This window comes from Spiroplasma phoeniceum P40, assembly GCF_003339775.1.
In the GTDB taxonomy this organism is placed as follows: Bacteria; Bacillota_I; Bacilli_A; order Mycoplasmatales; family Mycoplasmataceae; genus Spiroplasma; species Spiroplasma phoeniceum.
In genome coordinates, this window is record NZ_CP031088.1 from 73,271 (window position 1) to 86,646 (window position 13,376).

Here is a 13,376-nt window from a genome sequence, read left to right on the forward strand (position 1 = left end):
AATGCGAAAACGATTATTAGATATATTTATTATTTTTTATTTAATATTTGGTTGAATATTTCTTTTTTGTAGTGCTACAACTATAAATTATATTAGTAATGTTTGTAAAGTAGAAACAAGAAATAATGATAATTTTAGTGATTTAACTTATGCAAAAGCAAATGAATATGATTTTCAGTCTACTTTAATGTTGCGACAAGATTATTTTATGCAAGGTTTAGACCCTAGTAATTATGCATTTAGTTTTGGTGTTGAAACTCCTTTTATTCCAAATGTAAGTGCTGATAAAAATGATAGTAATTTTTGATTTAATAAAATTAAAAATACTGGTTGAAGTTATTTATTAAGTTGAAACCCAAAAGATATTTCTGAGGTGGGTTCTTTGGGTAGATTAATAATAGATTATAAAACGCCAAATAAATTGTTAGATATTTTTATTTATAAAAACAATATAAAATATGAATTTACTTTTAATTGAGAAATTATACAATATTTATTTATGCCAATTATTGCCAATCAGAGTTATAAACATTTTGATATGAATTATTTAGTTTTAAATTTTAATTATAAAGAATTGCTTAATATGGATATTCTTAAAAAATCTAACAGTAATTATTTTGTTAATGATGTTAAACAAAATTTTTATTCGTTGGATAATTTATTTCAAGTTTTAGATTATTTTTATTCTAATGTTTTAAGAGTTATATTTGATATTTCTAATTTTAGAGAATTTATTTATTTTACATCTAATAATGGTAATTTAGGTTTTGTGTTTTTTGTAAAAAATGGTTTTTTATTATATCCAAAATCAATGGTTTTTAATATTTTAAGATTTCCTGATACAGATATTTATTATTTAAAACCACGAGTGCAATTATATAATGCCTATACGATAAATAGTACTAATGATTATTTTTCTTATTATTCAAATTGAGATTATAAGACTAATATTTTACCTTCTAATAATGATAAATATACTCAATCAATAAAATTATTAGATATGACAGATAGGTCAAAATATCAAGGTTTTAATTTAATTAGATTTAGTACAACTACATTAATAGAAAATAGATCTATTTCAATTAATGGTTTTAATTTTAGTCTTTATAATGCTACTGATTGAAATGGTGAATTTAATGATGGAAAAATTTGACAATTACCTTATAAAAAAGGTGCTTGATACCGTTTAGATATTCATATTGAAAATGCGGCAATTTGGATTGTAAATAATTTGCCTGGTATGAAAGAAATTTATAAATTTGTTAATGGGATAGTACATGTGTTTAGTAATGTTTCTGAATTGTTTAATAATATTGGTAATTTGTTTGCTTTTGATATTACATTTAAAATTATGTTAAGTTCTATTTTAGTTTTAGCAATGGTTAACGGACTTTTACGCTATTTTTAATAGTAAAAATAATGTTGTTGGTAAAAAAAGTAAGGTGGTGTGGTGGTTTATCCACGCACCACCTTACTTAAAGGGGTAAAAGTCGCGGAGCGACTTAGGGGCGAAGCCCCTTTCCTTGATTAAGTAACACAACTGTCCCAAAGGATTTTTAAGAATATTAAAAGTTTAAAAAATTAGATAAAATTGACCGAGTCCAGTTTAATATATAAAATAATATATAAATTAATATTAATAAAAAATAATTAAATAAAAATAATAGTTTAGTTGAAATTTATATTATGTAATTAAAATTGTTTATTGACATAATCATTAATATTTTTTTGTTTTTAAAAAATAATGAACTTAGTAATATCATTTTTATCCTCTTTATACCTATTATAAATATTCTTATAAGGGTTTTAAAAAAATGGTATAATATTTGCAACTAATAAATTTATAAGGAGAAAAAAATGACATATAACACAGAAAATATAATAACTTTTATTGATAAATTTTTTAAAATTAAAGATAAAGAAAATAGTAATGTACAAAATAAAGAATATACCAACAACTTAAATATTAAAGGACAATGGGGGAGCGGAAAAACAACATATATTCAAAAATTAGAAAAAGAGTTAGAAGAAAAAGAATATCAAGTAAAAATATTTAATGTTTGAGAATATGAAATTTCTGACAATATTTTTGTAAGTGTACTATGTGATATATTAAGATTTTTCAATTATAAACCTAAAAATAAATTTGCTTTAAAAAAATTTGTAAAAAGTTTGATAACTGTTAGTGGTGAATATGCTATTAATTTTGCAAGTTATTATTTAAAAATTGAATCACCTTTAAAATATATCAAAAAAATAATTCATAAATCAAAAGACAAGGAAGATAATTTATTACAATTTAATAATTACAATGAGGCAATTAATGAAATTATTAGGCAAATAAATTTATATACTCAATATTCAAAAAATATCTTTATTTTTGATGAACTTGATAGATGTACTACACCGAAAATGATTGAATTTTTAAGTATTATTAAAAATATATTATTTAGATTAAATAATTGTTTTTTTATTGTTAGTTGTGATTCAGATAGAATAAACAAAATGCTTATCCAAAATGAAAATAATAACAATGAAATCCAAAATGAAAATAATAACAATGAAAGTTATACTGATAAGATTTTTTATAATACTATAAATATTGAAAATTTAAATTATTTTGATGAAGCAATTATTTGTACAAATAATGTAATGATTAAAAGTCATTTATTAAAATTTATTTTAATAAATGATCTAAAAAATGATTATAGAAAAGTAAACAAAGCAATTAATCGTGCCAACAATTTTATATTATCTTTTAAAAATAATGATAATAATTTTAATTGAGAACTTTTTGAATTTATTGCTTTTTGAATTTATTATAAAAATATTAATTTATTAAAAATTAATGGAAATTTATCAGATTTAAATTTATACTTATTATTTAGAAAATTTAATAATTCTACTAAAAATAATTTTTTTGAAAAAAATAAAGATTCAACTAAAAAAGAGGCAAATGAACTTTTTGAAATTGTAAATATTGATAGAAATTGTTTTATAAGAGTTTATAATGAAAAAAATATAAGTATACCGTTCGGTCTTTTTGCTCCATTTATAAAAGATATTAATAACTTTGATTTTGAAAATTTATGCAATATTACTGATATTGAAGACCCAGATAAATACTTAAGCAATAAAAAAAAATATTTAGGAGATTATTTAGAATATAAAAATATATATAAATATTTAGACAAAGACGGCCAAGAATTATTTGATAAAATTTTTAGTTATTGTTATTATAGAAAATGAATATATATAGAATTAGATATAAGAACTAAAAAATACTTTGAATATATGCAAAATATAATATAAATAAAATTTCTTATTTGTATTTTTTTCAATTTTTATAAGTGGGTAGATAATAAAAAATTAATTTAAAATTAAAAAAATTGTTTTATTTTTAAGTTAAAAAATTTATAATTTAAATTAGAAGAAAAAAACATTTATCCAAATGTTTAATGTATTCAAACCAAAATAAACGGTTTCTTCTGACGAAACTTTAAATATAAGTAAATGTTTTTTTATTTTTGTTTTAGAAAGGAAATAAAAAATGAATGTAAATATAAATCCTTATAATCGTTTGACTGGAGAAGTTCTATATAGACCTTATATTGATAATAGTAATTTTGTTAATCAAAAATATTATGTTAAAAAAGTATATTATGGTCCATATATTAAAACGATTGTATTACCGTTAGAATGTATTAATAAATTTGGTAAAGGCAATCCAACTGGAATTAAAAATACTGGTGAAAATGAGACTAAATTATTAAATAGTCGTGTTCGTTCACAAGCAAATTGTATTCGTAAAGCAATTCATAATTTTAGTGGTTGTAAAAAAAATATGGGTTTTTTAACTTTAACTTATGCTGAAAATGTCCAAGATATTAAAAAAGCAAACCATCATTTTAGATTATTTATTCGAAGATTAAATTATTATTTTTCTAAATATAAAAAAAATAAATATAAAGATTTAAAATATCTAGTTGCCTATGAATATCAAAAAAAAGGAAGAATACATTTTCATATAATATTTAGTGAATATATCCCTAATAAAGTAGTTAGAAAATGTTGACCTTATGGGTATAATAAAAATTTACCAGTTAAAACTGGTACAAATGAATTTGTTAGTAAATATGTTGCTAAATATATTGTAAAAGCACAAAGCGAAGAAAAAAATAAAAATATTTATGACTTAAATACAAAGGCATATCGTTTTAGTGCTAATTGTACTGACCCGATTGTTAAAGTTGGCGTTATTGAAATGTGTGAAATGGAATTAATTGCTTCATTAAAAGGTACAAAACATAATTTTATGTTTAATAATAAAGATGGTTATTTAATGGGTGTTAGCATTGATAGTGATTGAAATAAAGATTATTTTTGACAAATGGAAGAATATGTCCCATATGATAAAAAAATATTTCGGTTTTTCAAAAAAATATCTAATTTAGACATATATCGAACGCGAAAAAAACTTGATAAATACCTTAATTTAGGTAAACAAAGGTACATTAAAAAAAGTACCTTCCAAATGGAAAGTACTAGTTTTTTGCAGTATAGTCTTCTGACAACCTATACCACATAATTAATTAAAACAAAAAAAAAAAAAAAAAGCAAGTTGAGGATATAAATTTATAAATAAATTTATTTTTTTGCTTTAAAATATGTAGTAGTTGACATATTTATTTTGTTGTGTAAAATTAAATTAGGATATTATATATAACATTTAGTTATATTTAAGTATTCAAACCAATAAAGGTTTCTTCTGACGAAACTTTAAATATAGGTAAATGTTTTTATTTTGTATTTATATTTACATTCATTTTGTATTAATTTTTTATTAAATTAGTTTTTATTTTTTAACATTTATCTTATTTAAAGTTTTAAACCTTGTGAAACCTTTATTTACATATATGTAAATGAAAGGAATTTTTTAGTTATGTTTAAAGTTTATTTAAGTGATATTAAGTACAATCAAGTTATTAAAGATAAGTCAAATAAAGAAAATTATTATGATGTATATACATTTTTACGAGTTGAAGGTAAAAAAATAGTTGGTAAAGAATACCAAGATAAATGAGTTCGTAAAGATAGTGATTTTCAAAATAGTTTGCCCGAAATGATTGAAGGTAGTTTCTATAATGTAGAAATTGGTTTTAACGGTAAAATATCAAAAATATTGCCTTATGAAACCGAACAAGATTTTATTAATAAATATTCTAATAATTCAACAATAACAGAAAGCAATAGTTAATATGCAACAACAGTTATGTATGGTTTGTATTAATGATACTGTTTGAGAAAATGGGTCTCGTTATTGTTGAAATTGTGTTAATAAAAATGTTGTTTTAATTAATCAATGTTATTCTAGGTTAGATAATGACTAAGAAAAAATCAGATTGTTATTTATGTAATAGGCAAGATATTATTTGTCCTAAACATAAAAAATAAAATGAAAAAGCAAACTAAGTTATATAAACAAAGATTACAATATTTGGTTAATGTTATTCATCAATGTTTACCTACTAAAATACCTTTATTTATGTTAAGAAAAGTAATTAAGTTATATCTTAATCATAATGTTATTGATATTGGTGTTATGGAAGAACAACATTTTAAATTATTAGTGGAGCAAGTCAAAAATTATATGTTAAATATAGAAAGCAAAAATTAAAAAAAGGTGGTGATAATTAATGACCGTTTTTGCAACAATTATTTTAGTAATTGCAATGTTAATGTTATTAGTTTTTTTAACAGTTAATACAATATTTAGATTTAAAAATAAGTATTTAATTTGTCCGCATTGTTCTAAAAAAGTAGAATTTAAAGAATGGGGAAAACGAAAAATTAAAAAAGCAGATAAGTCTGTTGAATAAGTTAATATCAATCAAATACCTTCGCAAGTATAAAAATTGATTTTAGTTTTTAGTGTTAATTACTAAAATCAAGGTTAGAGTATGCGAAGGTTTTATTATTAATAGAAAGTATTTTAAGTGAGGTGTTATTAATGAATTTAAATTTATTAACGGGCGACGCTGATGTTATTAAGCAAATAGCGGATTTTGCTGCTATTCTTGCTAATTGAGCGATTGCTTTTACTAACTGATTTATTACTTTTTTAGGGTCACATATGTTATTAATTATTCCGTTAGTTTTAATGTTTGTGGTTTTAGGAATTGAAACAATCAGAAAGTTAATTCACGGATATTAATATTTAATAATAAACTCTAATCTTGATTTTAGTAATTAACATTTAGGAAAGGAATAAGAAAAATGCAAAGTGTATGAGATTTATATTATGAATTTATGACAATTATTTTCGGAGTTAATCATCCCGCTATTTTAGATATTGTTATATTTGTTGTATTTTTAATACTTGTTTTTGGGATGTTATTTTTAATTTTAAGTTGTATTTTTAGGTGGATAAAATAATGGACTGAAATATTTTTTTGCAACGAGTATATCAAGGTCTTTTACAAATTTTTTATTTTATTCCGAAAACTGAAATTGATAACTTTGTCGGTAGTTCTATTGATAATATTACTTATTCAGTAATTATGATAGGTGTTTGATTAGTTGTTTTTTTTCTAATTTGGTTATCAATATTTATTTTATATAAAACAATTAGATTGGTGGTGTAGATATATGTTTAAAAATTATTTTAATTTATTTAAAAGACAAAAAAATATTAAGTTTTCTTATTGATATGTAAATTGATTTATGGCAAATATTTTGTTTTATTTTTTTATTGTTTGTTTTAATTTACAATTTATATATTTTAGTTCTACATCAGTTATAGATATTATTCTTTTTATTTTTTTAGTAATTTTTTATATTATTTTCTTTTGGTCTTTTTTTAGTGATCTTTTTCAAACACGGAAACTTGTTAAAATTGTTAAAAGTAGTCCAATATCAATTATTAACGGTCCTTTGGGTACTGGTAAAACTTTATTGATGACTTATTTATCGCAAATTGCTAAATTTGATAATGTTTATTCTAATTATTTTATTAATGATGAAAAAATTGGAGTTTTAGGTTTAAACCATTTAGATTTTAAAAATAAAAAATATAAAATACCGCCAGATGATAGTTTAATTTTATTTGATGAAATATTTTTATATATAAATGGTACAAACCCTAAGGAAAATGATAAAAAATTTAGTGGTTTAAAAGCATATTTTTTATTATGTCGTCAGTTTAATAATAATATTATTTTTGCCGGACAACGAATTAATCAAAATTGAGTCGAATATAGAGAAATTGCTAATATGATTATTGTTCCTATGCAATGTATTCCACCTAGTATATTTTTTCCTTATTTTAAAATGAAAATAGGTTTTTTTGATGATTTAGATGATTATTTAACATGAAAAACGGAAACGGTTAAACGAACAGCAAACGGAAAAAGAGTTCGTAAAAAATCTAATAAAAATATTGGTATTAATTTTGTTAAGATAAAAATTCCTTTATCTATTGCAATGCAATATGATAGTAAATATTTAAAGTTTGTACGTGATTTAAAAAATGATAAAGTACCAAGTTATACTAAGCAAAATTGACCTAGTATTGTTAAAAAAGATATTACGATTAATGAATTACGAGAGATGGGGATGGAACATTTATTAAAGAATTTAGGAGAGTTAGAAAATGATTAATTTACTTGCTAATGATGTATGAAATGGTGCCATTAATGTTGTAGTTGATATTTTTATGAAAATAATGGATTGAATGTGAGCATTAAAATTGCCGGGTACAAATATTCCTTTATTTGTAATTTGAGTAATTGGTGGTGTTATAAATGTTATCTTTTTGTTAGTTAATAGTTCTCGTGGTTTAAGTTCAGTTTCTCGTTCTTCTTTACAAGCAAGTAAAAAAATATCTAATGGAGTTAAAAATATAAGTAATAATTCTAAAAGTAATAATAAGGAGAATGATAAATAATGTTAAAGTTAATATTTTTCTTTGTTATTGGTTTAACTGTTGGGTTTGGTTTTGTTGCTAATATTGTTGTGGCAACAGATTTAGGTTTTTCTACTGTTAAGCATTATTTGGAGTCTGCTAATGATTTTTATAAATTAGTAGCACAGTTATTTATTATTGCAACACACCCTATTTTCCAGTTATATATGGCGTTTGCAATTATTATTATGGGTATTAGAATTATTTTTATTGTTTAGGGGGTTAAAACAATGCGAAAACGATTATTAGATATATTTATTATTTTTTATTTAATATTTGGTTGAATATTTCTTTTTTGTAGTGCTACAACTATAAATTATATTAGTAATGTTTGTAAAGTAGAAACAAGAAATAATGATAATTTTAGTGATTTAACTTATGCAAAAGCAAATGAATATGATTTTCAGTCTACTTTAATGTTGCGACAAGATTATTTTATGCAAGGTTTAGATCCTAGTAATTATGCATTTAGTTTTGGTGTTGAAACTTCTTTTATTCCAAATGTAAGTGCTGATAAAAATGATAGTAATTACTGATTTAATAAAATTAAAAATACTGCTTGAGATTATTTATTAAGTTGAAACCCGAAAGATATTTCTAAGGGTCCTTTGGGTAAATTAATTATTAATTATGAAACCCCAAATAAATTGTTAGATATTTTTATTTATAAAAACAATATAAAATATGAATTTACTTTTAATTGAGAAATTATAGAATATTTATTTATGCCAATTATTGCCAATCAGAGTTATAAACATTTTGATATGAATTATTTAGTTTTAAATTTTAATTATAAAGAATTGATTAATATGGATATTCTTAAAAAATCTAACAGTAATTATTTTGTTAATGATGTTAAACAAAATTTTTATTCGTTGGATAATTTATTTCAAGTTTTAGATTATTTTTATTCTAATGTTTTAAGAGTTATATTTGATATTTCTAATTTTAGAGAATTTATTTATTTTACATCTAATAATGGTAATTTAGGTTTTGTGTTTTTTGTAAAAAATGGTTTTTTATTATATCCAAAATCAATGGTTTTTAATATTTTAAGATTTCCTGATACAGATATTTATTATTTAAAGCCACAAGTGCAATTGTATAATGCTTATACGATAAATAGTACTAATGATTATTTTTCTTATTATTCAAATTGAGATTATAAGACTGATATTTTACCTTCTAATAATGATAAATGAACTCAATCAATAAAATTATTAGATATGACAGATAGGTCAAAATATCAAGGTTTTAATTTAATTAGATTTAGTACAACTAGATTAACAGAAGATAGGTCTATTTCAATTAATGGTTTTAATTTTAGTTTTTATAATGCTACTGATTGAAGTGGTGAACTTAATGATGGAAAAATTTGACAATTACCTTATAAAAAAGGTGCTTGATACCGTTTAGATATTCATATTGAAAATGCGGCAATTTGGATTGTAAATAATTTGCCTGGTATGAAAGAAATTTATAAATTTGTTAATGGGATAGTACATGTGTTTAGTAATGTTTCTGAATTGTTTAATAATATTGGTAATTTGTTTGCTTTTGATATTACATTTAAAATTATGTTAAGTTCTATTTTAGTTTTAGCAATGGTTAACGGACTTTTACGCTATTTTTAATAGTAAAAATAATGTTGTTGGTAAAAAAGTAAGGTGGTGTGGTGGTTTATCCACGCACCACCTTACTTAAAGGGGTAAAAGTCGCGGAGCGACTTAGGGGCGAAGCCCCTTTCCTTGATTAAGTAACACAACTGTCCCAAAGGGTTTTTAAATTCTAAATATTATTATATTTAAATCGAATAATGTATAGTGATTTAAATTCAATAATTCAGATAAATTATTAGAGTAATAATTTATAATTTTTTCATCACTAATATATTCATTTTTTGGCGTTTGTTTTCATGGTTCACATTCATGTGAAAGATTAGCTAGTCCAAATGCTGAAAATTTATTTAATTCAAACAGTAATGAATCTAATTCTAATATTTCTAAATTAGTTAGTTCATTCAATTTTATTTTTTTTTCGGAATTTCAATAGGATTTTTTTCATATTTTTTATATTTATCATAAACATCTTTAATTACTGGACCATAATCTCATCTTTGAAATTTATCATTAAAAATCTTTTTTTGTTTGTTAACTAAAAAATATACATATATAAAATAAAGACTTTTTTGTAATTTTAATTGTGTAATTGCATCTTCATAAATACGCTGTATTATATACTCGCTTAATTTACATGCTTTCATATTTTCCAACCCCCTTTAAGTTAATATAATTATACAATAAAAAAATAAAATGGTTGCATATATTTTAATTTTTAATATTGTTGTTGATTATTTTTATATCCGTTCTAATTTAATTATTTTATTATTAATTAATAAAGTAAAAGGGCTATACAACCCCAATATGTACGCCTGCATTTCAGCAAGCGAGCCTCCAACAGTCTAAACTGAGGATTAAGTATATTATACATAAATATAATTGCTTGTAAATACCTTTATTACTTGTTTTAAGGGATATATTAGCAATTAAATATATTAAGTTTAGTATTTATATATAAAAAGTATTGTATTGGTAAAATAATAGTGTACAATAAAGGTAATGGTTTAATCTTTTGTTAAAAAAGCGTATTTCCGGTTTAAGCTTTCCGCCTTAAAAAGAGTTTATGCTGACTTGTTAATCGGACAAGAATAAAAAAAGAGAGGTTTATAAAAATGGCAATTACAAAAGAACAATTAATCGAACAAGGTTTAAGTGCTGAAATAGCAGATAATATATTAAATGAATTTAATAATGAAGCGAAACAAATTAGAGAAAGTTTGCAAAAAAGAACAGATACTATTTCAAAAGAAGAGTATTTAAAAGTTGCTAATGAATTAGATGAATTAAAAGCTTTTAAAGATGTTCCATCTACTAAAATTGAAGATATTAAAACTAATTTAGATAAAGTTAGTGGTAATTCTTTAACTGAAAGAATGCAAACTTTAAAAGAATTAAAACCTGATTTGTTTGTGCAAGAACAACCATCAGTTTCACCAACTAATTTTATTAAAGATATGATTGAAAAATCAACTGAAAATAAAAATGATGAAATTGAAACTATTAAATAAAAGGGTGCATATACCCTCAGTCATAGTTTTAGGTGTAGGTGCTGTTAAAAAATTAAACGCTGTTGTTAAATACATACCTAGCATTATTTATTACTCTCCTTTCTTTCAATTTCTTTTTTTTCTTTTTTCTTTCCTCGAATTTGTTTAATTTTTTGATAAATTGATAAACCAATTCAAGCAAAAATCCCTAATATAATAACAACACTAAATATTGTCGTTAATAAAGTTGGCATATTACATCTCCTCTCTAAAAATATTGCGGCACGCTTCGCGTGTTCGCTACGCTCAAAATAAACAATATTGAATAAATTACCGCTAATAAATTACGCGGATAATTTATTCATTTTCTTTTACATTATTAATTACTATTTTATTTACAGTATTAATAACAATATCTTTTCCATATTTAGTTACTAGGGACCGCAAAATAAAATAATGTTTTCTTTCCATTAAAAAATCAACTCCTTTCAAAGTTGATTTGTTGCACTTCGATTACAAAATGCATTTTAATAACTATTGTTAAAAATTAAATAGTATTTTTCAGTGTGCCAATTTTTATTATTTTTATATTTAACAATGTTTATTAACAGTGTTTATTAAAAATTAAATAAACAATATATTAGCATTATGTATAACATTGTTTATTAAACAAATATTTAGTTAGGAGATGATAAAATTGAGTAATTTTGTTAAGAAAAATCAGAATGTAGAAAATTATTTTATTAGTAAGGAATTTATACCTTTTACAACAGATAAAGCAAGTTTTATTAATTTACCTAATCATAATCGTCATATTGGTTTTTGATTGAGTAATAAGTTTATTTATCCGAGTGAAAAAAATTGTAATCAAATATCAATCGGTTTGATTTATGATAATTCTTACCCTATTGATGATTAGCCTGTTTTACATCTTGCATATTTTCTGCATAAGTTAAAGTCGTAAAACCCAAATTTTGACAACCATTAAAGTTATGAATTGCTTTTTGAATACAATTTCTTTGTGAACGAACACGACTATTTAATAATTTAATTTCATTTTCCCCAGTATTTTTAATCCCAGTTGAATTTTCTTTTCCAAAACTATTAATACACTATAACGGTAAAACAACTGTTTTAATATATGGACCATAATATACTTTTTTAACATAATATTTTTGATTAATATAACAATCAGGGTTTATATAAGGTTTATATAAATTTTCCCCAGTTAAACGATTATATGCATTTATATTTACATTCATTTTTATTTCCTTTCTAAAACAAAGTTCGAAGAAACCGTTTATTTTGGTTTGAATACATTAAACATTTAAAAAAATGTTTTTTATTCTAATTTAAATTATATTTTTTATTTTTTAGTTGTCAATTTAATTTTTTTGATCAAATATATGAATAATTCTTCCATTTTTATCTTCATTTTCATCTTCATTTATAATAATTCCAACACCATTATTATTTTTTATTAAAGGTTTTGAAAAAATTTCAGGAATATCTAAATAAAAATTATTATAAAAAATTTTATCTGAAAGTGATTTTCTATTCATTTTTGATACAAATTCATTAACATCATCATTAGAATTATTTGTTGCTACTTTTTGGATTATAAAATCTATCATTTGGTCTGATTTTTGAGCATGTAATATTGAATCATTAGTTGAAATTTTATTAAGATTTTGAATTGTTTCTGAAGATAAATAAATAATTCAAGGTGCAAAAAAAGTTTTTTTTGTTTTATCAACTGTATATATACTATTTTTTAATATTTTATCTTCTCCCCGAACAACAGAACTACTGCTTTCTCCTATTGAAAAATTTTGATTTTTATTATTTGGCATCATTGCCATTAATGGGGTTACTCCACTTGTTGTTATAGCAGTTGCTCCGATTAAACTTATTATTTTTTTCATATATATTATTCCTTTCTTTTTATTTATATGTATTTAATAAATACATAATTTAACTATATTTAATTATTTTTATCTTGTCAAATATTCTTATTTTTCCGTTTCTCCCGTTATGCTAGTTAATCTAGTTAATCAAGGAAAGGGGCTTCGCCCCTAAGTCGCTCCGCGACTTTTACCCCTTTAAGTAAGGTGGTGCGTGGATAAACCACCACACCACCTTACTTTTTTTACCAACAACATTATTTTTACTATTAAAAATAGCGTAAAAGTCCGTTAACCATTGCTAAAACTAAAATAGAACTTAACATAATTTTAAATGTAATATCAAAAGCAAACAAATTACCAATATTATTAAACAATTCAGAAACATTACTAAACACATGTA

General features: G+C 22.2%; 20 protein-coding genes and 1 pseudogene. 15 read left to right on the plus strand and 6 right to left on the minus strand.

All coding sequences use genetic code 4. From position 1 onward, the window contains the following. Position 1 precedes the first annotated feature (1 nt). The 13 genes from SDAV_RS00490 (at position 2) to SDAV_RS00545 (ending at position 9,597) form a co-directional block, all read left to right on the plus strand. Positions 2-1,408: a spiroplasma phage ORF1-like family protein gene (locus tag SDAV_RS00490; RefSeq protein WP_114564136.1), complete on the plus strand. Its 1,407-nt coding sequence runs from the start codon at positions 2-4 to the stop codon at positions 1,406-1,408. Between the two features lie 449 nt (positions 1,409-1,857). Then, positions 1,858-3,312, plus strand: a complete 1,455-nt coding sequence (locus tag SDAV_RS00495) for a P-loop NTPase fold protein (RefSeq protein ID WP_114564137.1) — start codon at positions 1,858-1,860, stop codon at positions 3,310-3,312. A gap of 238 nt (positions 3,313-3,550) precedes the next feature. Further along, positions 3,551-4,588, plus strand: a complete 1,038-nt coding sequence (locus SDAV_RS00500) for a rolling circle replication-associated protein (protein ID WP_114564138.1) — start codon at positions 3,551-3,553, stop codon at positions 4,586-4,588. Positions 4,589-4,942: 354 nt separating this feature from the next. Continuing rightward, positions 4,943-5,257: a hypothetical protein gene (locus SDAV_RS00505; protein WP_114564139.1), complete on the plus strand. Its 315-nt coding sequence runs from the start codon at positions 4,943-4,945 to the stop codon at positions 5,255-5,257. 1 nt (position 5,258) lies between these two features. Next, the gene (locus tag SDAV_RS13805) at positions 5,259-5,390 is read left to right on the plus strand and encodes a hypothetical protein (RefSeq protein WP_277938382.1); all 132 of its coding nucleotides are present in this window, start codon (positions 5,259-5,261) and stop codon (positions 5,388-5,390) included. Positions 5,391-5,455: 65 nt separating this feature from the next. Then, positions 5,456-5,677, plus strand: a complete 222-nt coding sequence (locus SDAV_RS00510) for a hypothetical protein (protein ID WP_114564140.1) — start codon at positions 5,456-5,458, stop codon at positions 5,675-5,677. A gap of 19 nt (positions 5,678-5,696) precedes the next feature. After that, positions 5,697-5,879, plus strand: a complete 183-nt coding sequence (locus SDAV_RS00515) for a hypothetical protein (protein ID WP_114564141.1) — start codon at positions 5,697-5,699, stop codon at positions 5,877-5,879. A gap of 131 nt (positions 5,880-6,010) precedes the next feature. After that, positions 6,011-6,214, plus strand: a complete 204-nt coding sequence (locus SDAV_RS00520; protein ID WP_071937734.1) for a hypothetical protein — start codon at positions 6,011-6,013, stop codon at positions 6,212-6,214. Positions 6,215-6,434: 220 nt separating this feature from the next. Next, positions 6,435-6,644 (plus strand): DUF2649 family protein, encoded by a 210-nt coding sequence (locus tag SDAV_RS00525; RefSeq protein ID WP_071937723.1) that lies wholly within the window; start codon positions 6,435-6,437, stop codon positions 6,642-6,644. 4 nt (positions 6,645-6,648) lie between these two features. After that, complete coding sequence (locus SDAV_RS00530) at positions 6,649-7,659, plus strand: hypothetical protein (RefSeq protein ID WP_114564142.1); 1,011 nt, start codon at positions 6,649-6,651, stop codon at positions 7,657-7,659. Continuing rightward, entirely contained in the window at positions 7,652-7,945 is a 294-nt protein-coding gene (locus SDAV_RS00535) for a hypothetical protein (RefSeq protein WP_114564143.1), read from the plus strand. The genes SDAV_RS00530 and SDAV_RS00535 overlap by 8 nt, the downstream gene beginning before the upstream one ends. After that, a complete protein-coding gene (locus tag SDAV_RS00540) occupies positions 7,945-8,181 on the plus strand; it encodes a hypothetical protein (RefSeq protein ID WP_114564144.1) in 237 nt (78 codons plus the stop codon). Before SDAV_RS00535 ends, SDAV_RS00540 begins: the two co-directional genes overlap by 1 nt. 12 nt (positions 8,182-8,193) lie before the next feature. After that, positions 8,194-9,597, plus strand: coding sequence for a spiroplasma phage ORF1-like family protein (locus SDAV_RS00545; protein WP_114564145.1), 1,404 nt, complete (start codon positions 8,194-8,196; stop codon positions 9,595-9,597). 147 nt (positions 9,598-9,744) lie between these two features. Here SDAV_RS00545 and SDAV_RS00550 read toward each other — a convergent pair whose 3' ends face one another. Continuing rightward, positions 9,745-9,987, minus strand: coding sequence for a Panacea domain-containing protein (locus SDAV_RS00550; RefSeq protein WP_114564146.1), 243 nt, complete (start codon positions 9,985-9,987; stop codon positions 9,745-9,747). Between the two features lie 2 nt (positions 9,988-9,989). Further along, positions 9,990-10,226, minus strand: a complete 237-nt coding sequence (locus SDAV_RS00555) for a Panacea domain-containing protein (RefSeq protein ID WP_114564147.1) — start codon at positions 10,224-10,226, stop codon at positions 9,990-9,992. A gap of 468 nt (positions 10,227-10,694) precedes the next feature. Here SDAV_RS00555 and SDAV_RS11600 point away from each other — a divergent pair, with 468 nt between their 5' ends. Then, positions 10,695-11,090, plus strand: coding sequence for a hypothetical protein (locus SDAV_RS11600; protein WP_186823406.1), 396 nt, complete (start codon positions 10,695-10,697; stop codon positions 11,088-11,090). An 83-nt stretch (positions 11,091-11,173) separates the two neighbouring features. Here the strand turns inward: SDAV_RS11600 and SDAV_RS00565 are convergent, their stop codons facing one another. After that, on the minus strand, positions 11,174-11,323 hold the full coding sequence (locus SDAV_RS00565) for a hypothetical protein (protein WP_114564149.1): 150 nt from the start codon (positions 11,321-11,323) through the stop codon (positions 11,174-11,176). A gap of 434 nt (positions 11,324-11,757) precedes the next feature. Between SDAV_RS00565 and SDAV_RS00570 the strand changes: the two are divergent. Continuing rightward, positions 11,758-11,979: pseudogene (locus tag SDAV_RS00570) on the plus strand (DUF3627 domain-containing protein); the annotation flags it as partial. 202 nt (positions 11,980-12,181) lie between these two features. Here SDAV_RS00570 and SDAV_RS11605 read toward each other — a convergent pair. The 3 genes from SDAV_RS11605 to SDAV_RS13810 all read right to left on the minus strand — a co-directional run bounded on the left by SDAV_RS11605 (position 12,182) and on the right by SDAV_RS13810 (position 13,371). Continuing rightward, a complete protein-coding gene (locus SDAV_RS11605) occupies positions 12,182-12,331 on the minus strand; it encodes a hypothetical protein (RefSeq protein ID WP_186823407.1) in 150 nt (49 codons plus the stop codon). Positions 12,332-12,454: 123 nt separating this feature from the next. After that, complete coding sequence (locus SDAV_RS00575) at positions 12,455-12,994, minus strand: hypothetical protein (protein ID WP_114564150.1); 540 nt, start codon at positions 12,992-12,994, stop codon at positions 12,455-12,457. 248 nt (positions 12,995-13,242) lie between these two features. Further along, positions 13,243-13,371: a hypothetical protein gene (locus SDAV_RS13810; protein ID WP_281268811.1), complete on the minus strand. Its 129-nt coding sequence runs from the start codon at positions 13,369-13,371 to the stop codon at positions 13,243-13,245. Positions 13,372-13,376 lie beyond the last annotated feature (5 nt).